Genomic DNA, 21,017 nt, shown 5'->3' with positions numbered 1-21,017 from the left:
ATACCTACTCACCGATGCTCACAACAGCATACATTCCTGGGTACGCTTTAGCATCTTTACATGTAAAAGAGAGTTTCATCTTAAATGTGTGTGCCATAGGGTTAGAGCTAGGAATAATCGCTTCAATTTTTCCTTCACTGATACACCCAATGGAAGGGACTTCCACACGTGCGATATCCCCTACCTTAACACTGCCAAGGTAGCTCTCTGCAATCTCCGTTGTTATTTTGAGAGCACTCAAATCGGCAAGCACCAATGTCGTCACACCCGAGAGTGCCATTTCTCCCTCTTTAATATGCTTTTCGATCACCACACTGTCATTGGGCGCTTTGATCTTAAGGTATTGATACTGGTTTTGCACCTCTTGGCGTTTTTGTTTGGCAGAAGCGACCTGTTTTTTAGCAATCTCTACGGTTGCCTTAAGATTGGTCGTAGCAAGCGCCAAGTTTTCCACCTCATACTTTGAAACCATATCTTTTGCCAATAAACGTTCATAGCGCTCTAAATTGAGTTTGGAATTAGCATATTGATTTTCAACTGTTGACAAGGAAAGCTCCGCTTGTGCGATAGCAAGATCACTCTGCTCTAGTGCCGTATCGACCTCTTTAGAGTCAATGCTGTACAACAGTGTCCCCTTTTTAACCACATCACCTTCGTTCACATTCACACTCTTGACATAGCCCATATAACGGCTCGAGAGACTCTTTTGATTTTCAGATATAACGCTACCACTGAGGGTTAGGCTTGTTGCATGAAGTGACATACTCATCATAAAACAGAGTAAAACACTCTTTACATGTAAAGATTTCACTGTATTTCCTTACTGGCTAATTTTTGGAGCTCAAAGATCTTTTCGTTGCGTGCATTTTGCACCTCTTTTAGTCTGAGCACTTTGGTCAACTCTTCGGATTGTTTCATGAGAACCTCGTTGATTGAAGTGATTTTTTCAGCATATCTTCCCGCATAATTTTCATAAATCATATGTGCTAATTCCACCTCTTTTTTTAAACTCTGTATTTCATATTCATGGCTTTGAATTTGCGTTTGAATTTGCTTGAAAGATAAAGCAATACTATTTTTGGCTAACTGAAGCTGTTGGGAAGCTTTGAGATGCTCCACGCGTGCTTTTTCTAAATTATTTTTATCCGTTCCACCATTAAAAATATTCAATTTAATTTGCAAACCTACGGTGTAAGCATCATTTTTAGAAAAATCATTCATCAGTTTTTCATCGCTGCTGCCATAATTGGCAAAAGCTCCCACTTGGGGTAAAAAAGCACTCTCTTGCAAAGCGATATTCATCTTGGAAATTTCCACACCCTGTGCTGCTTTTTTAATATCAAGATTATCATTCAACACGCGTTCATCCGAACTCAAAAGCGTTTCAGCCTCTTCGTAATTTCCTTGAATTGCAGTGACAGGCTCACCCACCAAATAAGAGATAAAGTAATATAACAGTGTTCTATTGGCTTCTGCTTGTTTAATGAGGCGTTCAACATCGGCTTGTTTGCTTTGTACTTCTAAAAGATCGACCTTTTTAACGTAGCCTTCTTGCATCATCGCTTCGGTTGTCGCTTCTAATTTTGTTGTATTGGTAGCAATAATGTGAAGGTTATAAAGATAGTTGTCTAAAAGAGAAATCGCAAAAAAACTCTTTTTAAGCTCATAGATTTTTTCAAGAGTTAAGGCTTCACGATCTAACGTACTCATCTCTTGAAGTGCTTTGGTGATCTTACCGTATTGCTCTATTTTGCCACCTGTGTAAAGAGGCAATGTGTATTCGATTTTAGTTTGAAAATGGTTACGATCTGAGGGGTTGTTAAGATCATTGGGCGCTAACATATAGTTGCTACCACTAAATTGCTTAAAGCCAAAATCGGCAAACGTTGCTTGACGAGATTGAAGTTTGTAGCCAAAAATATTCAACGCATCATTACTGCGAAGTGCCGCTTGAGAGAGATCCAAACTTCCATAGTTTTGCCCAACGGCCGCTTGATGTTCTAATGTTTTGATTTGCTCATCAAATTTTGCAATAGCAATTTCTTGGTTATTGGCTTTTACTTTTGTAATGGCATTTTCTAAACTCAATCCATCTTGCGCAAAACAGATGCCTAACGTGATTAAAGCTAAAAAAAATAGTTTCATGTAAAACCCTACCCTTATTTCATTAATGAGAACAATATTATCAAATTTATAATATTTGTTTATTTATCAAAAATAATTAAGCACAATGTTTTAGGAAAAGATAATAAAATTTTACTTTTTAAAATAGATTTTGAAGCCCATAGGATTGAGTATTGTTCAATATAAGTTAACTTTATTTAAACAAAAAACAGAAGAAAAGAAGAACATGTCTTAAACATGCCTCTTCTTCAAATGATCGAAATAAATTATAAAACAGCGTACTCAACCCAAACACATGTTTCAAGATGATTGAGCTCTGCAATGATTTTTTTATCAATATCTGTATCAACCAAGATAACAGCCATTGCAAATTTATTAGCACCACGACCCAGCCTAAAGTCCGCAATATTAATCCCTTCTTTGGCTAAAGTGGAAGCAATATGCGCAATAACGCCCGGTACGTCATGGTTTTTAAAGATAATCATTTTGCCTTTTGGTTTAAAGTCAAATTTAAATCCATTAATACCTACAATACGTTGTTCATTCTCACCAAAAACCGTTCCGCTAATACTCACAACATCTTTTTCCGTTGTTAAAATTAATGTCGCTTGATTTTTATAGCCACTGGTACTGTTGATAACTTCAAACTTTGTTTCAATATTTTTTTCTTTAGCAACAAACTCTGCATTAACATAGTTGATTTTATTTTCATTGGCTTCTTTAAGAGAGCCCACAATTCCAAAGGTGAGCAGTGATTTGGCATAAGCACCAATATCACCTTCTAACTCAAGTTTAACAGACTTAATTGCAGAACGATTAAGCTGAGCTGCCAAGAAACCCATTTTTTGAACAAGCTCTAAATACGGTTCAATAAAGGCGGGAATATCTTCAGCTTTAATTGGTAAGTTAAGCGCATTTGGGTAACTGATACCACGTGCGGCACTAATTGCATTTTCAGCCGCTTGGATTGCAATTTTCTCTTGAGATTCAAGGGTATTTGCACCCAAATGTGGGGTAACACAGATATGCTCAAGGTCTAAGAGTGGATGACTCGTTGCGGGCTCTTTTGAGAAAACATCAATACCTGCAAAGGCTATTTTCCCACTTTTGATACCTTCAAATAAGGCTTCTTCATTGTACAAACCACCGCGTGCACAGTTAATAAGACGCACACCATCTTTCATCTTTGCAATTTCATCATGTGAGATGATGTTAATAGTCTCTTTATTTTTAGGAGTATGAATCGTAATAAAATCACAAGCTAAGATATCATCAAAATTTTCAGTATAGGTCATTCCAAGGTCAGTTACTTTTGAAGCAGAGATATACGGATCATAGGCAATTACTTCCATGCCAAAGGCTTTCGCACGGATGGCAACACGACTACCAATATTACCGAAACCGATTACTCCAAGACGTTTTTCACAAAGCTCAACACCATACCATTTTTCACGATTCCATACTCGCTCGATTTTGAGGTGATTATTGGCATTCACAAAGCTACGTGCTGTTCCTAACAGATGTGCCATAGTAAGTTCTACAGCAGCAATGGTATTGGCTGTTGGTACGTTCATAGCAATGATACCACGTCTACTACAACCATCTTGATCTACGTTGTCAACACCCACGCCTGCTCTGACAATTGCTTTTAAATTGGTAGCCGCATTGAGAAATTTTTCATCAACATCGGTAGAACTACGTGTAATAGCAACATCACAGTCACCGATTATTTTTAAAAGTTCATCTTTGGGTAAACGCACAGCGTCAATAACTTCTATATCCTTCTCAGCACGTAAGATTTGAAAACCTTTTTCGTGGATTGCATCGCATACAATGATTTTCTTCTGTTTCATAACCAAACCTCGACAATTTTTGATTTTATATCGTATTTTTCAAGTTCAAGAACAACTTGGTTTAGCTGTTTCTCACTTTTTTCTTCTATATAAATGAGTGGAACTTTATCTTCCTTTATCACCATATAGGGTAGGTGCAAAGAGGTGAGTGTCTGGATAATACAAAAAAGAGAGTAGCGATCCACTCGATCAATCACCAAGCGAAATGACTTTAACTTACCGCCACTACCACTTTTTTGCCCAAACGAATCAATTTGCATAAAGAGCTCGTTCACAGGAAATACAAACTCCCTCGCATCTTTATGTGCCATCTCTTTGATCCAAACTATTTCCGATGTTTCTTGTTTGATTTCTTGCTTTTTCGGAGATTCATACTTGGCGACCTCAACAGTAACATCTACATTTTGATGAAGAAGTTTATAGAGGAAAAATCCTACCCCTGCAAAGAGGAGTAAAAAAACTGCGCCAAGTACTTTTTTTTGCATCGATTATTTCAGTTGATCTTTTAAAATATCTCCGAGCGTCATTTTCTCTTCTTTATTGATCTCTTTAAGCGCTTCTCTTTCTTTCAATTTTGAAAGACGTCTTACAGAAAGGCGGATACGATTTTTTTTGTCATCAATAAAGGTAATGGCTGCTTCAATTTCATCACCAATTTTCAAATCTGCTTCATTAACCTGACCCAAATCTTCTTTACGAATCAATGCGTCAACATTGTCCTCAAGCTCAACAAAAATACCAAATTCTTTAATATCTCTGATTTTACCGTGAACAATGTCACCATTTTCATGAGATTTCGCATATTTTTGAATTGGGCTGTCTTCAAGCTCTTTTTTGCTAAGAGATACTTTTTCAGTCTCTTCATCAATTTTAACGATTTTGACTTCAACCTCAGTACCAACAGTGAAAAGCTCTTTACATTTATTATTGCGATCCCAAGAAGCATCTTCATTATGTAAAAGACCTTCAATACCACCGATTTTAACAAAAGCACCAAAGTTTGTGATGGTAGTGATTTCACCTTTAACAACATCACCTACTTTGAATTTTTTCATAAAATCATCAAATGGTTTTGGAAGTACGTTTTTGAGTGATACACGTAAACGTCTCTCTTTTGCATCAATTTCGATGACTTCAACATCAACCACTTGTCCCTCTTCAATATAATCGCGTGGGTGTTTGATATTTTTATCCCATGAAATTTCAGAGATATGTAAGAAACCTTCGATGTCATTACCAAGATCAACAAACGCACCATAAGGCTCAATATTGCTGATGGTAACTTGAATCGAATCACCTGTCTCTAATTCATCTTTAATCTCATCCCAAGGATCAGGCATCGCAGCTTTTACAGAAAGAGAAAGATGACGTTTATCTTTGTCATATTTGATCGCTTTAACAGGAATGACTTCACCCTCTTTATAAAGTGTACCAGGGTTTACTGGACCTTTATAACTGATTTCGCTGTAATGAACTAAGCCATCAATACCACCAACGTCTACAAACATACCGTAGGTAGTGATTTTTTTAATGGTTCCTTCAACCACTTCGTCACGGTCAATCAACTCTTGAACGATCTCTTTGCGTTTTTTGCGTTCGTCATCCAAGAATTTTTTGCGAGAAATGATGATAGATTCTGTGTCGGTGTCAATTTTAATAATTTTAACTTTGAGTGATTTACCCATAAGTGCGTTCATATCTTTGACCGCAGCTTGAGAACGTGGGAGGAAAAATTCGATACCTTCAGCGTTCTCAGCGATAAATCCACCTTTATTTTTGCCAGTGATTTTAACATCAAGAGCAATATCGTCTTCTTCTTTATATTCAGCGATAAATGATTTAATATGACCTTTACGAAGGGCCTTTTTGTGCGAAACCGCTGGTCTTTCGTTTCTGAATCCTGTAATAACTACAGGGATTACATCTCCCACTTTGCATGTTATGTTGCCATTTTCATCTGTAACCTCAGATGCGTTCAGACGTCCCTCAGACTTCTTACCCACATCCACTAAGATAACATCTTCTTTGATCGCTACAACAACACCATTGATGAGTGCATCTCTCTCAGAATCTTTGAAAGACTCTTCCAACATAGCCGCAAAATCCATCTCCTCATGCTCGTCTACGGCGTCAGTATGAACAGCTTTGTTCGCCTCATTTACCATTTTATACCCTTTTTGATTGATTTTTGACACATTTAGCTACATGTAAACATGTAAAAGTTGCCTATTATACTTTAATTTCGCTGATTTTTCCAACTATTTTTTCGATTATCCAATCCGGCGTTGAAGCGCCCGCAGTCACGCCACAAAGCGTTTTTCCGCTAAACCAACTTGGATCTAAATCTTTTTCGCTTTCCACTAAAAAACTATCCACACAATATTCTTTACAAATACTATGTAATTGCTTGGTATTTGAAGAGTTTTTCCCACCAATGACAACCACAACATCAGCTTCTTTTGCAAGTTCTCTTGCCGCATCTTGGTTCTCAAAAGTGGCATTACAGATGGTGTTAAAAACTCTCACCTCTTTGTAACGTGTCTCTAAATAATTGGTAATCTCTAAAAATTCACTGATCTTCCGCGTCGTTTGTGAAACCACCGCGATTTTATTGCCTTTAAAGTTTACTTTTTCGAGTTCTTCCACACTTTGTACCACATGAGCACCATGAATTGCATAGCTTTCAACGCCCTTTACTTCGGGATGATCGGCATCGCCAAAAATGACAATCTCATACCCTTCCATACTCATTTTTTCACAAATTTCTTGGGGTTTTGTCACATAAGGGCAAGTAGCATTTATGACTTGAACATTACTTTTAAGAAGCATCTCCAAATCTTTTTTAGGAATACCATGTGTCCGAATAATTGCTTTACCAACACCATCCGCCTCTTTAATATCATGCAATGTTTTGACATTAAAATTTTCACTCAAACGGTTAATCTCTTCATTGTTGTGAATGAGCGGTCCAATGGTTGAAGCATTTTTAGTATTTTCTGCGATTTTGATGGCACGCTTCACGCCAAAACAAAAACCATAACTGGTAGCAAGTTTAATTTTCATGTGTTCACATTTCCTATTTGAGAAAGTAACTCAATGAAGTTAGGGAAAGAAGTGTTAATGCAGTCAATATCCTCAATTACCATGCTCACACGCGTTCCTGCAATGGCAAAACTCATTGCAATTCTATGGTCTCCAAAGCTGTTAATTGTAGCGCTTTTTAGTTCTCCACCGTGTACGGCATAACCATCGTCAAACTCTTCAACTTCCATACCACACAAGCGAAGATTTTTCACTACACTGGAGATGCGATCACTCTCTTTTACACGCAATTCGTGTGCATTTTTGACAAGGCTTTTGCCTTTAGCACAGGCAAAAGCAATCGAAAGAGCAGGCAATTCATCAATCAGCCATGAAATATTATCAGTGACATCAACACCATGGAGCTCTTTACCTGTGATGACAATATCACCGACACTTTCATACATACTCTCTTGTTCAATAAACTGAACCTCAGCTCCCATGCGTGCAAGTACTTTATAGGCTTCAATGCGTGTGGGATTTAAAAGCATATTGTGGAGTGTCACAGAACTCCCCGCATTAATTGCAGCGGCAACAGCAAAGAAAAATCCACTGGATGGATCATTCGGGACAGTCATTTTTAAAGGTTTCAAAGGTGTACTTTGAGGATGAATCGTTACATGTAAACCCTCAGAAATCACTTTAGCACCCATGCCACGAAGCATTCGCTCACTATGATCACGACTCAGTTCTGGCTCACTAAACGTTGAAATTCCATCTGCTTGAAGAGCTGCTAAAATAAGCGCACTCTTCACTTGAGCCGAAGCAATTTTACTCTCGTAGCAAAATGCTTTAAGCGTTTCTCCTCGAATGCCAAGAGGGGCATAGTTACCTTCGCTTCTTCCATCAATCTGTGCGCCAATACTGCGTAGTGGGTCTGCAACACGACGCATGGGACGAGAACAAAGGTATTGATCTCCATACAAGACAAAAAAACCTTTACACGAAGAGAGAAATCCCATTAAAAGGCGTATTGCCGTACCCGAATTACCACAGTCTAAAATAAGTGGAGGCTCAACAATACTAAGAGGTGGCGTAATCGTCAGTGTTCCATCTTCTGCTTTTTCAATCTGAGCACCTAAAGACTGAACAATGCTAAGTGTGCACAGTGTATCTTCTGCAGGCAAATAATTTTTGATCATAGAAGGTTGATCACTTAGAAGTGAAAAAATCGCACAGCGATGCGAAATAGACTTATCGCTGGCAATTTGATCGGTTGTAAACTCAAAAGAGACTTTGGGGTTTACATGTAACGTTTTCATCGGATGGTAATTCCAAATTTCTCTTGAATTTTTGAAAGTAGCGCTTCTACCATTGAGGCGATTTCTTCTTCTTCAAATGTTTTTTCTAAAGATTGAAATTGTAACGTAAGTGTAAGACTGACTTTATCCCCCAAACTTTCATGGACATAACGATCAATCACGGCAAATTTTGTTAAAGCTTTAGGAGCAATGGACGTAATAAAACTCTCTAACTCTGAGTATTGCATTTTTGCATCTACAAGTAGGCTTAGATCACGTGATGAAGAGGGTAATTTGGAATACTCTTTTGCAACTTTACGTTTATACGAAAGCGCTTCAAAATCAAGCTCACAAATATACGTACGATCTAAATCAAGCTCTTTTTCCACTTGGACATTGACACGTGCCATATAACCCGCTTCAACACCATCAATGATGACGCGAGCTGCCTCATAGGGGCTGCAAAGACCATTAACTTCTTCAAGTGGAAGAAGTGTAAAGTTACTCAGAACGCTTTGAATTTTTTCTGCAAAGGCAAAAAAATCAATTTTGCTTGGTTTTCCATGGTTGGAAATCTCAGGAATGCCATTTTCACCACTAAAAACAAACGCTATTTTTTTAGATTCCGTTCTCTCACTATCAAAAACACTTCCTACTTCAAAAAGGGCTACGCGTTTTTTACCAAATTTGAGGTTATTTGAAACCGCATTTAAGATATTTGGCAATAAAGAGCTTCGAAGCGTATTAAGTTCACTTGTAATAGGATTTGCAACTTCAAGTGCTTCATTTAAAAGCGGTAAATGAAATTTCTTAGCATTTTCACTGTCACCAAATACGAAATGCAATGTCTCAAAAAATCCTGCAGCTACGGCTCTATAACGATACATCTGTCGTTTTTTAAAATTAAGATAAGGTTGATTAATTTTAAGTTTTTCGGCAAAAGAATAAGGCTTGGAATGAATATTATCAATACCGACAATTCGAACAATCTCTTCGCAGATATCTTGCGTATTGATCACATCTGATCTAAATTGTGGAATTTTCACATTAATCACATCTTGCTCAAAAGCAAAGTTAACACCAAATCCCAACTGCTTCAAAATCTTGATAATCTTATTTTTAGGAATCTCTTCGCCAATCATTTCAGTTAAGTCACTTTGGTGAATATTGATAATCTTGGCTTCAAAATCTTGTGTAATTTGTTGAGAATCTGCGTAAGCCATAATTTTAGAACGCTTATTAAGCATTTTAAAAAAATAGTTTAACCCAAAAGCAAGCTGTGGTTCACTACCTCGTGAAGAGCGATACAGATGTTTATCTGCTCCTAGTTTTTTATTGGCACTCCGTGACGCGATAATTTCTGGATGCGTGTAATTTGCTTCGATAATAATGCGTTCATCACTTGCTGAGGCTTTGCACTCAGTCATTTGAGCAACTCCAGCAATCGCTATTTTTTGTCCATTCAGACCATAAATAGCATCTAATCCATTTTCATCTTTAGCAATGGTAATTTTTGCTTTATCATCTTTAGCACCAAAACAGGTTTGATTATAAGCACGAAGAAGTACACCTGTCACATAAGTTGCGTAGTCAATCAATTTACCCAGTAAGCACGAAGATTCAACCTCAGCAAAACCTAATCGAAGCTCAACTAAAAGAGGAACACCAATTTCTTTATTGTCAAATACTTTGTACATATAAGAGCCTGAAAGTGCTTCACTACCGTGTAGATGTAACACTCGTCCTACCCCTGGTTGGTTTTCTTCTTCCTCTTTTTGTCCTAATGTTTTTACTTCCAAATCAAAATAGACACTCAAATCTCGAGCTACACCATAGACACTTTGGCAATCACCTCGGTTAGGTGTTAGTCCAATTTCAATCACATCGTCGTTGATTAAAGGGTACTCACACAGAGGTTTTCCAAGCTCTAGCTTTCCAATACTCTCATCCAAAATCATAATGCCATCATTGATTTTCGGAAGTCCAAGCTCTGTGGAAGAGCAGATCATACCGCAGGATTCCACATCTCTGAGTTTCGCTTTTTTGATTTTAATGCCGCCAGGAAGTTCTGCGCCAATCAGTGCAACAGCTACCATCTGTCCTGCTGCAACATTTTTTGCCCCACACACAATTTGCTGAACAGTTGTACCTACATCAACGTGACAGACATTGAGTTTATCCGCATTGGGGTGCTTCTCACATGAGACAACATGACCAATAACAACATTCTGAGGAATTCTGATTTTTGTGAGTCCATCAACTTCTAAACCAATGGCATTGAGTGCTATAGAAATTTTGTCCGTATCAATCGCACTGATATCAATCCATTCATTTAACCACTGTTTCGTTACTATCATCTAAATTGCTCCAATAATCTCAAATCACCCTCAAATAAAGACCTTAAATCTGGAATTTGATGCAGTAGCATTGCAAAACGCTCAACACCAAGTCCAAAGGCATAACCACTGACATCTTTATACCCAACGGCTTTAAAGACATTCGGATCGACAACGCCACAGCCTAATACTTCCAACCAGCCGGTATGGGAACAGACACGACAGCCTTCACCATGACAAAAAATACAACTAATATCCGCTTCTGCACTAGGTTCGGTAAAGGGGAAGAAGCTTGGACGGAAACGTACTTTAACATCGCCAAACATATATTTTAAAAAGTCTTCGAGAATAAATTTTAAATTAGCAAAAGAGACTTTTCCTGTTTTATCGACCACGAGTCCTTCGACTTGGTGAAACATCGGAGTATGCGTAATGTCAAAATCACGTCTAAAAACAGCACCTGGGCAAATCATACGAATCGGTGCACTTTGTTTGAGCATGGTTCTAATTTGAACAGGAGAGGTGTGCGTACGAAGCAACATCGAATCTTTAAAATAAAAGGTATCTTGCATATCACGTGCTGGATGATACTTTGGAAGGTTTAACGCTTCAAAATTGTGGAAATCATCTTCAACAAGAGGTCCTTCCTCAATCGAAAAGTTCATACTTACAAAATATTCGATAATTTTATCCATAGTATCCATCACAGGATGCAATGCCCCTGCTGCGCTTTCTTGATTAAAAAGTGTGACATCAACACTGCTTTTACGCATTTGCTCTTCAATCATAACACTTTCGAGTGCACTCTTTTTTTGATTGAGTCGTTCTAAAAAATTCTCTTTGTTGATATTGAGATTTTGAGCAAATTCTTTTTTTGCTTCACCATCAAGCTTTTTGAGCTCTTCAAATTGTGCAGCAAAATACCCTTTTTTACCAAAAAGAGAGACTCGCATTTTTTCTAATTCAACAAGCGATGTACACGAACCTATCGCATTTTCTATATCTTTCAAAGGGTTGCCTTTCATTCACAAGCATCAATGACGCTCTTCAGTCTATTCGAACGTTCATTTTAGTCAAACTTTAATTATAAAAGGTTAAAATCATCCTAAAAAAGAGGAGAAGGCGATGACGATCTTTAGTAAAATTGTAAGTGGTGAGATTCCTTGCAACAAAGTACTTGAAAATGAGGATTTCTTAGCATTCCACGATATTAATCCAAAAGCGCCTATACACATTTTGATTATTCCCAAAAAAGAGTATAAATGTTTTCAAGAAGTTGATCCAAAAATCATGGTTACAATGACAGAATTTATTCAGCAAGTGGCTAAACTTTTAGAATTGGATAAACGCGGATACCGTTTGATTACTAATAATGGCAGCGATGGTGGGCAAGAAGTCTTACATTTACATTTTCACCTTCTAGGAGGAGCGCCACTTTCATGGGACACTCTTTCAAGTGATAAAAAATCAAACAATGATGCACACAAAGTAGATAGTGATACTCACAAATTTCTTTAAAATACCATAGATGAAGAGGAAAAACCTCTTCATGATTTACTTAATGACGCAATTTTCTCCATGTTTCAAAAATTTCAATCTGTTTACATGTAGAAGAAACGGCTGTTCCTCCTTGAGAGGTTCGTGCATTCATAGAATGAACTAAAGAGAGATATTCACTGACATCTTCACCAATGCGCGCATCCACTTTTTGAAGCTCTCCTACACTCATAACACTAAGATCAATGCCTAAGCCTTCGGCATGTGCTACGGCACGTCCAGTGATAAAATGAGCTTCACGGAAAGGGATATTGCACTTTTGAACCAAATAATCTGCAAGATCCGTTGCACTCAAATGCCCCACTTCACACGCTTGTTTCATTCGTCCCACATTGATGGTCATCGTACGAACCGCTTCTTTGAGGATATTAAGTGACATATAAACGGTTTCCACGCTATCAAATACTCCCTCTTTATCCTCTTGCATATCTTTATTGTACGCTAGAGGAAGCCCTTTAAGAACGGTTAACAACCCAATTAGATTGCCATTCACACGACCTGTTTTACCACGTAAGAGTTCAGGGACATCAGGATTTTTCTTTTGTGGCATGATGGAACTACCGGTGGAGTATTCATCGCTCAGCGTGATAAATTTAAACTCATAGCTTGACCACAAAATAAGCTCTTCGGCAAATCGTGAAATATGCATCATAATCGTAGCAATATTAAAAAGAATCTCTAATGCAAAGTCACGATCACTGACCGTATCAAGACAATTCACACTGACACTATCAAATCCTAAAAGTTTGGCAACGTACTCTCTATCGATATTATGAGGTGTCCCCGCAAGGGCTGCGCACCCAAGAGGCAAAATATTATTGCGTTGGTAGGAGCTTTCAAGCCGTTCTATGTCTCGTTTAAACATCGAGACATACGCCAAAAGATGAAAGGCAAGGTTGATGGGCTGTGCATGTTGAAGATGCGTCATTCCTGGAAGAAGCGTGTTCGTATGCTCTTTGGCAATGCTCATTAACACATCAATGACCTCTTCTAACACATGAACAATGATCAAATTTTGTTTTTGAACGTATAATCTAAAATCAACCGCAACTTGATCGTTACGGCTACGTGCCGTATGAAGGCGTTTTCCAGCTTCGCCAATGAGATCAATAAGCCTTGTTTCAACCGACATATGAATATCTTCGTGAGCAATATCAAAAACAAAGGTTCCTGCTTCAATCTCTTGTTTGATTTGTAATAAACCAGTTGCGATTTGATCGGCTTCATCTTGTGTAAGAATACCTTGTTTGGCAAGCATTGTTGCATGAGCAATTGAGCCTTTAATATCTTCTTCGTATAGTTTTTTATCGAAAGGTAATGAAGCGTTAAATTCGTCGAGTAATTGTGCTCCGCTTGCGGCAAATCTGCCAGACCATAGCTTTGACATTCAAATATCTCCTATAAAATTGCGTTAGATTTTGTGATATACAAAAGGTAAAGGAGTTCAAAAACTCCTTTACATGTAAAGTTAAAATTAGAGTTTTGGACCTGCATTTGAGAAATCAGAATCTGCTGTAATGTATTTTTTAAAGTTCTCAATAAACATACCAGCAAGCTCATCTCTGGTTGCATCGTAAAAACTTTTATTTTCCCACGTATTTTTAGGATTCAAAATTTCTGTTGGGACACCATCAAGTGCTTTTGGTACTTGGATGTTAAAAACAGGGATAGATTCAAATTCGCAATCGTTAATACTGCCATCTAAGATTGCATTAATACATGCACGTGTTGCTTTAATGCTCATTCGTTTTCCAACACCGTAACTTCCACCAGTCCAACCTGTATTGACCAAATAAACATCAACGTTATGCTTTGCGATTTTCTCACCTAAGAGTTTTGCATAAACGGTTGGATGCAGTGGTAAAAATGCCTCACCAAAACAAGCACTAAAAGTGGCAACAGGCTCCGTGATACCACGTTCTGTTCCAGCAACTTTAGCGGTATAGCCACTGAGGAAATAGTACATTGCTTGTTCATTGTTAAGTTTAGACACCGGAGGCAAAACACCAAATGCATCGGCGCTTAAAAAAATAATTTTTTTAGGATGTCCTGCTTGTAAGCTCGTTTCATGGTTATCAATATGATAAATTGGATACGAAACACGGGTATTCTCTGTTTTAGAGGCATCCGCATAATCAACCACACACTTATCATTAATGACAACATTTTCAAGAAGGGCATCTTGACGAATCGCACCAAAGATTTCAGGCTCACTGCTTGGATCAAGATTGATACATTTAGCGTAACAGCCACCCTCAAAATTGAAAACACCATTATCATCCCAACCGTGTTCATCATCCCCAATGAGCTTGCGCTTTGGATCCGTTGAAAGCGTTGTTTTTCCGGTTCCTGAAAGACCGAAGAAAAGAGCTGTATCACCTTTTTCACCCACATTAGCAGAGCAGTGCATAGAAAGTTTTCCCTCTAAAGGCAACCAGTAATTCATCATAGAAAAGATTCCCTTCTTAATCTCTCCACCGTACCACGTACCACCAATAATGGCAATGTTCTCTTCCACATTAAAAACAACAAAAACATCCGAGTGTAAATTGTGTTTTTTATAGTCTTCATTGACTATTTTACATGCATTATAAAGAACAAAATCTGGTTTAAAATGTGCTAATTCTTCTTCTGAAGGCCTAATAAACATATTTTTTACAAAATGTGCCTGCCATGCAATTTCCGTGACAACGCGAATACTCTTGCGACTGGCTAAACTTCCACCACTAAAAGCATCTTGAATATAAATATCTTTACCGGAGAGTTCTTTTTTCACTTTTGCAAAAAGTTCTTCATATATCTCTTTACTTACTTTATGGTTCATTTTGCCCCATGAGATATATTGATTAGAAGGCTCCTGATCTACAAAATATTTATCTTTTGGGCTTCGTCCTGTAAAAATTCCTGTATCTACACTAAATGTACCATTACTTGTAACACGACCTTCATTATTTGCAATTTCATGTTTCAAAAGCTCTTCGTAACTTAGATTGTAGTGAACCTTTCCAAGATTGGTTAACCCTAATTTTTCAATTTCATTAATCTTCGACATATTATTGATATCCTCAATACATTTTAATTATCATTCATAGCAGAAAGTCTCTGCAACAGCGAAGAGCCAAGTGACACCTGCCACATTTGGCTCTATCTATTTTAATAGCTTATAGCGTGACCAGTAGTTGATTATTAACGATGACATCACCTTGATTAACACGAACACTACTGACAACACCATCGATGGTTGCTGGAACTTCAATTTCCATTTTCATCGCCTCTATAACGATGACTGCTTGCCCTTTAGTCACCTTGTCTCCAACATTCACCAAAACTTTAAAAATAGAACCAGGTATTCCAGCTCTCACTTCAGCACTATTAGAAGGAATGAGTGCCGCGTTACCAGCTTCTGCACTACACCCTTCTTCAATTTCAATGAAATATTCTTGTCCATTAATAACAAAGGCATCTTGTTTATCAGATGGCTTAACATTGTATTTTTGACCGTTAACAATAACAGTATAATCTTCAGAAGCATTACAAAGTACTTTTTCTTTATCAGCTTTACCAATTTTACGAACATTAACTTTTGCTTCGCCTTTGAGGAAAGCAATACCTTTATCTTTACATGAAGCAGCAATAAAGATATTTTCTTCTGTCGTCTTTAAGCCTTCTTTTTCCAAAAGCTGCTTAACTGTTGTTAACGATTTACTCTCATCTTCATCAGCAAGATCAAGCGCATTTTTCTTGGTTGGTTCAAGTTTTAATTGTTTACTGGCAAGTGCAACCACTTTAGCATTGGGGGCAACTGGAGTTTTCCCAAAATACCCAAGTACCATTTTGCCATACCCTTCAGCAATTTTTGTCCATGGTCCAAACATGACATTATTAAATGCTTGTTGAAAATAAAACTGTGATACAGGCGTAACACTGGTTCCATATCCACCTTTTTCAACCACTTCACGCATTGCTTTAATCACTTCTGGAAATTTATGAAGAATATTATTGTCACGAAGCATTTGAGTGTTGGCAGTCAATGCACCGCCAGGCATCGGAGAAAAAGGAATCAAAGGAGAGACTTGCACTGCTTCTGGTGGCATAAAATAATCTTTTAAACAATCTTGTAAAACATCTTCATAGGTAAGAATTTTTTCAAGCTCTAATCCACCAAGATCATAATTTTTACCTTTGACCGCATGAAGCATCGTTAGAATATCTGGCTGGCTTGTACCTCCACTCACAGGAGCAGCGGCAAGATCAATACCATCCACGCCCGCTTCAAGAGCAGCTAAATAACACGCAACACTGACACCCGCTGTTTCATGCGTATGAAGTCGTACATGCATTTCTTCAGGTAAGAGTTTTTTTGCCATTTTTATGGTCTCATAAACTTTTTGAGGACTTGACGTACCACTGGCATCTTTGAAGCAAACACTATGGTAGGGAATGCCTGAATCTAAAATAGCTCTCAGTGTTTTCTCATAAAAAGCAACATCATGAGCACCCACACATTTAGGAGGAAGATCCATCATCGTCACAACGATTTCATGTTTAAGACCATGATGCACAATACGCTCACCACTGTATTTGAGGTTTTCGACATCGTTCAGTGCATCAAAGTTGCGAATGGTTGTTGTACTGTGTTTTTTAAACATTTTAGCATGTAAATCAATGAGCTCACGATTACCAGTATCAAGCATAACGGTATTCACACCACGAGCAAGTGTTTGAAGGTTCGCATCAGGACCTGCAATAGCACGGAATCTATCCATCATTTCAAAGGCATCTTCATTTAAATAGAAGTAAAGACTTTGGAAACGTGCCCCACCACCAAATTCAAAATGGCTAATACCTGCTTCTCTTGCTGCCGCTACTGCAGGTAAAAAGTCATCCATAAGTACACGTCCACCAAAAACTGACTGGAACCCATCTCTAAACGTCGTATCCATCACATCGATGTATTTTTTCGCCATCTTCTTTTTGCCCTTTTAGTATTTTGTTTTTGTTTTAAGACTTGATAGAAGCAGCAATTGCTGCGACAACTGTGAAGTTATCTTTTTGCAATAATTCTTCAGTAGAATTACTCATATGAATACTCTCATTTTCCATTGGGAAGTATTTCATAATGATTTTAACCTGAACGTTGAACATAACGGTCAATATAGCTAAAAGCACAAAGTATGTAGATTGGGTAAGAACCAAGAATCTTAAGCTCTCCACATACAGATTCACTTCCATAAATGCAACCCTTTTGTTTAAATTTAACTAAAAACAATAGTCAAAATTTTAGTATTTTATCATTTTATTTATTAAATCAAACCCATAGAAAAGTGCTGAAGTAGGGATAAATTTACTGCTTTACATGTAAAGATATTTACAACAAAAGGATCTGTTTGAAAAGCTAAATCATGGAATTTGTCTTCAAAAAAAATTGCTCTATACCATGTATTTTAGGAGTTTATTAAGAAGATATTGGTGATATCATGAGATGAATATTAATTAAGACAGCATAAAAAAATTAAATCTGGAATACTACAGTCTTCATAGACCCAGATACAATTTTTTTACACGATTTATTTTTGAACTTACCTACCATATCAACATACAGTAACGTAAGTTCATTCAAATTATTTGTAAGATACTTGGTTTTAAGAAATTTGAGCTTAAAGAATAAAGAAATTTTCAGGATGTTTAATAATAGCACCATGCTCGGAGATAGCTTCATCTGGCATATTATAACGCTCATTAAAAATCGGATGATGAAATTGTACTTCATCATTAATAATTTCAAAAACCATTGTTTCGTAGACAACTTTTTTAGCATCACCTTCAAAAAAAGAGTGACGTACATGCATACTTATTGTCGAAATAAGAAATTCCCTACCATTTAGCTTAATAACATTTTTGAGCTCTAAGTCTCGCATCAGATACCTTTCGAGATTTATATAATCTTGTAAATAGTAACATAATTTGACATCGAATTTAATAAAACAGTGTAGGGAAAATAAGAGAGATAAAATGGTGCGGTCGGGGGGATTTGAACCCCCACACCCGTAAGGCACTACCACCTCAAGGTAGCGTGTCTACCGTTCCACCACGACCGCATAAAAGAAGGAAGGAGTCTTAATTAAAGACTCCCATGTTTTGTTATTTGTTATTAACCAAGAAATGGGTTTTTGTAGAGAAGGATCAAAGAGATAACAAGTGCATAAATAACTTGAGCTTCGATCATCGCAAGTGCAATAAACATTGTCGTGACAAGTTTACCACCAAGACCAGGATTTCTTGCTGTTCCAGAAATTGCTGAAGATGCAGTATTTCCCATACCGATTGCGCCACCAAGTGCAGCAAGACCAAGTACGATACCTACAGCAAGTGCTGAGTAAGCTTTAACTGTTTCGCCCTCACCTGCAAACGCTAACGTTGCAAATGCTACCATTAAAAAAAGAATCTTTTTCAAAGATTGCTCCTATTTGTTTTTCAAAGTCTGTTCGGATAAACCCCTACTTACCACTTTGTGAGCGAGATTATAGCCATCTAATTGTTAAAAACCCTTTAAAGTTAGCGCTCTAGCCCTAACTCGATCTTATTCCCCGTTTGCTTCAAGATTTTGACACGTACTTTTTGCTCCAAAGCGAGATAATCACTGACTTTATCAACACGGTGATCAGCAATTTTAGAGACATGAAGGAGACCATCAATGCCACCAGGGAGTTCAATAAATGCACCAAAATCAACAATACGTTTGACAACACCATCTACCACTTCATCTTGCACAAATGTAGGAACTGGCTTCTCTTCTCTAGGGGCACTGTGTCTGTCCCCTCCTCTATCTCTTCCACCACCACGTCCACCAAAGGAAGGCTTGTTGGTAATTTGAATGATGTGCTCTTTTGCAGCTTCAACTTTTTCTTTGTTTTCACCTGCGATTTTAACTTCACCTTTTTCTCGATCAAGATCAATAGAGACCTCAAACTTCTCAATAATTTCTCGGATAGTTTTACCTGCTTGTCCAATAATATCCACAATTTTTGATGGATCAACACTGAAAAGTTCAAGTTTTGGCAAAATAGAATTGTTAACAACAATCTCTTGACTTGCTGCTTCCATTAATCCTAAAATATGCGCTCTTCCCTCTTTGGCTTGGTATAATGCCTCTTTAAGGACATCACGTGAAATACCACCGAGTTTAATATCCATTTGTAGCGCAGTTATACCGTCTCTTGTTCCTGCGACTTTAAAATCCATATCACCATCATGGTCTTCTAAGCCCATAATATCACTTAAAACTGCATGTTTATCACCTTCAAAAACAAGCCCCATGGCAATACCTGCAACTAATTTTTCAATATTAATCCCTGCCGCTTTAAGTGCTAATACTCCACCACAAATGGTTGCCATTGAAGACGAACCATTTGACTCCAAAATTTCAGACACAAGTCGAATTGTTTGGAGACGGTTTATATCAAGAACCGGCTCTAAGGCACGGCGTGCAAGATTACCATGTCCTAACTCTCTGCGCCCTGGTGAACGAAGAGGAGAAGCTTCACCCACGGAGAATCCAGGAAAATTATAATTCACCATAAAGGTATCATTAATTGTATTTTTTTCAGTCAAAAGATCATACATTTGTGCATCTTTATCGTTACCCAGTGTCACGACAGCTAAAGCCTGTGTTTGTCCACGGGTAAAAAGACATGATCCATGCGCCAATGGTAAAATATTGGTCTCAATACTAATAGGTCTTATTTCATTGAGTTTTCTACCATCCGCACGAACATGTTTATCAATAATCATTTCACGTACTATTTTCTTTTTATATGCATTAATCACACTGCTAACAAGCTCTTTACTCCATCCTTCTAAAACGGCAACTTCATCACTTAAAATTTTAGTTACAATTTTATTAAGCTCATTAGCTCGCTCACTTTTTGCCATTTGATTGATGGCATTATGCACGTCTTGCTTATAAAATTCATCAATATAGGCAAAGATAGAATCATTTTCTAAATCTTCTTTATAATCAAGCTCTGCGTCTTCTTTTTTCAAAGGTGCAAATGTTTGCTCATACGCACTTGTAGCCTCAGTAATCGCACTTTGAGCTTTATCAATTGCTTCTAAAATTGCATCTTCATTAAATTCATTAATCGATTGCTTTGTAATAACACTTTCTGCTAATGTAGGATCAAGCATTGGATCAATGGCCATGATTGGAAGATTCATGCTTTCCATTGATGCAATAGAGCGCATTTCAATCATCAAAAGTTCTTCTTTTGTACCTGCAACGTAAAGATCCAAAGTGCTTGTTTTTAAAGCCGAATTAGAAGGGTTAACAACATATTTTCCATCAATATATCCTATTCGTACACCTGCAACTGCTTTATTGACAGGAATATCAGAAAGATAGAGTGCCGCACTAGCAGCATTAAGTGCAGCTACTTGAAGATCAACTTCAGGATCACAGCTTAAGACAAAAACAACAATTTGGGTTGGATAAGCATATCCTTTAGGGAAAAGGGGGCGAAGACTTCGATCAATAATGCGTGAGGTAAGTGTTTCAAAATCACCAGGCTTTGTTTCTCGTTTAAAATAACCACCAGGAATCTTTCCAACAGCATATGTTTTTTCAACATATTGTACGGTCAATGGTACAAAATTTTCTGAAACTTGGCTGTCATCTCTTGCAACCGTTGCTAAAATAACAGTGTTTTTAATTTTCAATAATGCAGCACCTGCTGCTTGTTTTGCAACTTTTCCAAGATCATAAATCTCTTCTTGATTATTAACGGTAATTTTATATTCCACTCTTTTCTCCTTCGTTTATTAACTAC

At 37.5% G+C, this 21,017-nt stretch carries 17 protein-coding genes and 1 tRNA gene; 1 reads left to right on the top strand and 17 read right to left on the bottom strand.

The window, feature by feature from the left end; all coding sequences use genetic code 11:
• Positions 1-4: 4 nt before the first annotated feature.
• From SJPD1_RS03630 to pheS, 9 genes are all read right to left on the bottom strand, one after another.
• Complete coding sequence (locus SJPD1_RS03630) at positions 5-811, bottom strand: efflux RND transporter periplasmic adaptor subunit (RefSeq protein ID WP_226372239.1); 807 nt, start codon at positions 809-811, stop codon at positions 5-7.
• Positions 808-2,145 carry a TolC family protein gene (locus SJPD1_RS03625; protein ID WP_096046001.1) on the bottom strand — a complete coding sequence of 446 codons (1,338 nt, stop codon included), beginning with the start codon at positions 2,143-2,145 and terminating at the stop codon, positions 808-810. Before SJPD1_RS03625 ends, SJPD1_RS03630 begins: the two co-directional genes overlap by 4 nt.
• A 245-nt stretch (positions 2,146-2,390) precedes the next feature.
• Positions 2,391-3,977: a phosphoglycerate dehydrogenase gene (gene serA / locus SJPD1_RS03620; protein ID WP_096046000.1), complete on the bottom strand. Its 1,587-nt coding sequence runs from the start codon at positions 3,975-3,977 to the stop codon at positions 2,391-2,393.
• Positions 3,974-4,462 (bottom strand): hypothetical protein, encoded by a 489-nt coding sequence (locus tag SJPD1_RS03615; protein ID WP_096045999.1) that lies wholly within the window; start codon positions 4,460-4,462, stop codon positions 3,974-3,976. Before SJPD1_RS03615 ends, serA begins: the two co-directional genes overlap by 4 nt.
• Positions 4,463-4,465: 3 nt before the next feature.
• Positions 4,466-6,142: a 30S ribosomal protein S1 gene (locus SJPD1_RS03610; RefSeq protein WP_096045998.1), complete on the bottom strand. Its 1,677-nt coding sequence runs from the start codon at positions 6,140-6,142 to the stop codon at positions 4,466-4,468.
• Positions 6,143-6,206: 64 nt separating this feature from the next.
• On the bottom strand, positions 6,207-7,040 hold the full coding sequence (locus tag SJPD1_RS03605; RefSeq protein ID WP_096045997.1) for a 4-hydroxy-3-methylbut-2-enyl diphosphate reductase: 834 nt from the start codon (positions 7,038-7,040) through the stop codon (positions 6,207-6,209).
• Positions 7,037-8,320, bottom strand: coding sequence for a 3-phosphoshikimate 1-carboxyvinyltransferase (gene aroA, locus SJPD1_RS03600; protein ID WP_096045996.1), 1,284 nt, complete (start codon positions 8,318-8,320; stop codon positions 7,037-7,039). The genes SJPD1_RS03605 and aroA overlap by 4 nt, the downstream gene beginning before the upstream one ends.
• Positions 8,317-10,656, bottom strand: coding sequence for a phenylalanine--tRNA ligase subunit beta (pheT, locus tag SJPD1_RS03595; RefSeq protein WP_096045995.1), 2,340 nt, complete (start codon positions 10,654-10,656; stop codon positions 8,317-8,319). Before pheT ends, aroA begins: the two co-directional genes overlap by 4 nt.
• Positions 10,653-11,660, bottom strand: coding sequence for a phenylalanine--tRNA ligase subunit alpha (gene pheS, locus SJPD1_RS03590; RefSeq protein WP_420855354.1), 1,008 nt, complete (start codon positions 11,658-11,660; stop codon positions 10,653-10,655). Before pheS ends, pheT begins: the two co-directional genes overlap by 4 nt.
• 100 nt (positions 11,661-11,760) lie before the next feature.
• Here pheS and SJPD1_RS03585 point away from each other — a divergent pair, with 100 nt between their 5' ends.
• Positions 11,761-12,153: a histidine triad nucleotide-binding protein gene (locus SJPD1_RS03585; RefSeq protein ID WP_096045994.1), complete on the top strand. Its 393-nt coding sequence runs from the start codon at positions 11,761-11,763 to the stop codon at positions 12,151-12,153.
• Between the two features lie 40 nt (positions 12,154-12,193).
• Here the strand turns inward: SJPD1_RS03585 and argH are convergent, their stop codons facing one another.
• From argH to SJPD1_RS03545, 8 genes are all read right to left on the bottom strand, one after another.
• A complete protein-coding gene (gene argH / locus SJPD1_RS03580) occupies positions 12,194-13,579 on the bottom strand; it encodes an argininosuccinate lyase (protein ID WP_087437931.1) in 1,386 nt (461 codons plus the stop codon).
• 87 nt (positions 13,580-13,666) lie between these two features.
• Positions 13,667-15,244, bottom strand: a complete 1,578-nt coding sequence (gene pckA / locus SJPD1_RS03575; RefSeq protein ID WP_096045993.1) for a phosphoenolpyruvate carboxykinase (ATP) — start codon at positions 15,242-15,244, stop codon at positions 13,667-13,669.
• A gap of 109 nt (positions 15,245-15,353) precedes the next feature.
• Positions 15,354-17,159: a biotin/lipoyl-containing protein gene (locus tag SJPD1_RS03570; protein ID WP_096045992.1), complete on the bottom strand. Its 1,806-nt coding sequence runs from the start codon at positions 17,157-17,159 to the stop codon at positions 15,354-15,356.
• A 34-nt stretch (positions 17,160-17,193) separates the two neighbouring features.
• Entirely contained in the window at positions 17,194-17,424 is a 231-nt protein-coding gene (locus SJPD1_RS03565; RefSeq protein WP_087437928.1) for a sodium pump decarboxylase subunit gamma, read from the bottom strand.
• 425 nt (positions 17,425-17,849) lie between these two features.
• Positions 17,850-18,110 (bottom strand): hypothetical protein, encoded by a 261-nt coding sequence (locus SJPD1_RS03560; protein WP_087437927.1) that lies wholly within the window; start codon positions 18,108-18,110, stop codon positions 17,850-17,852.
• A 95-nt stretch (positions 18,111-18,205) separates the two neighbouring features.
• Positions 18,206-18,290: transfer RNA gene (locus SJPD1_RS03555), tRNA-Leu, on the bottom strand.
• Between the two features lie 53 nt (positions 18,291-18,343).
• Positions 18,344-18,646 (bottom strand): F0F1 ATP synthase subunit C, encoded by a 303-nt coding sequence (locus SJPD1_RS03550; protein WP_041956852.1) that lies wholly within the window; start codon positions 18,644-18,646, stop codon positions 18,344-18,346.
• A gap of 101 nt (positions 18,647-18,747) precedes the next feature.
• Complete coding sequence (locus SJPD1_RS03545) at positions 18,748-20,991, bottom strand: polyribonucleotide nucleotidyltransferase (RefSeq protein ID WP_096045991.1); 2,244 nt, start codon at positions 20,989-20,991, stop codon at positions 18,748-18,750.
• Positions 20,992-21,017: the final 26 nt, after the last annotated feature.

Origin of the sequence: Sulfurospirillum diekertiae, assembly GCF_002309535.1 — a bacterium.
Taxonomy (GTDB): Bacteria; Campylobacterota; Campylobacteria; order Campylobacterales; family Sulfurospirillaceae; genus Sulfurospirillum; species Sulfurospirillum diekertiae.
Note: the sequence above shows the minus strand (reverse complement) of the source record. Positions and strands in the feature narration are given on the sequence as shown.

Coding starts and splice junctions, on each gene's coding strand:
- SJPD1_RS03625 (WP_096046001.1), bottom strand. CDS start 2,145: ATGAAACTATTTTTTTTAGCTTTAATCACGTTAGGCATCTGTTTTGCG.
- serA (WP_096046000.1), bottom strand. CDS start 3,977: ATGAAACAGAAGAAAATCATTGTATGCGATGCAATCCACGAAAAAGGT.
- SJPD1_RS03615 (WP_096045999.1), bottom strand. CDS start 4,462: ATGCAAAAAAAAGTACTTGGCGCAGTTTTTTTACTCCTCTTTGCAGGG.
- SJPD1_RS03610 (WP_096045998.1), bottom strand. CDS start 6,142: ATGGTAAATGAGGCGAACAAAGCTGTTCATACTGACGCCGTAGACGAG.
- SJPD1_RS03605 (WP_096045997.1), bottom strand. CDS start 7,040: ATGAAAATTAAACTTGCTACCAGTTATGGTTTTTGTTTTGGCGTGAAG.
- aroA (WP_096045996.1), bottom strand. CDS start 8,320: ATGAAAACGTTACATGTAAACCCCAAAGTCTCTTTTGAGTTTACAACC.
- pheT (WP_096045995.1), bottom strand. CDS start 10,656: ATGATAGTAACGAAACAGTGGTTAAATGAATGGATTGATATCAGTGCG.
- pheS (WP_420855354.1), bottom strand. CDS start 11,660: ATGAAAGGCAACCCTTTGAAAGATATAGAAAATGCGATAGGTTCGTGT.
- SJPD1_RS03585 (WP_096045994.1), top strand. CDS start 11,761: ATGACGATCTTTAGTAAAATTGTAAGTGGTGAGATTCCTTGCAACAAA.
- argH (WP_087437931.1), bottom strand. CDS start 13,579: ATGTCAAAGCTATGGTCTGGCAGATTTGCCGCAAGCGGAGCACAATTA.
- pckA (WP_096045993.1), bottom strand. CDS start 15,244: ATGTCGAAGATTAATGAAATTGAAAAATTAGGGTTAACCAATCTTGGA.
- SJPD1_RS03570 (WP_096045992.1), bottom strand. CDS start 17,159: ATGGCGAAAAAATACATCGATGTGATGGATACGACGTTTAGAGATGGG.
- SJPD1_RS03565 (WP_087437928.1), bottom strand. CDS start 17,424: ATGGAAGTGAATCTGTATGTGGAGAGCTTAAGATTCTTGGTTCTTACC.
- SJPD1_RS03560 (WP_087437927.1), bottom strand. CDS start 18,110: ATGCGAGACTTAGAGCTCAAAAATGTTATTAAGCTAAATGGTAGGGAA.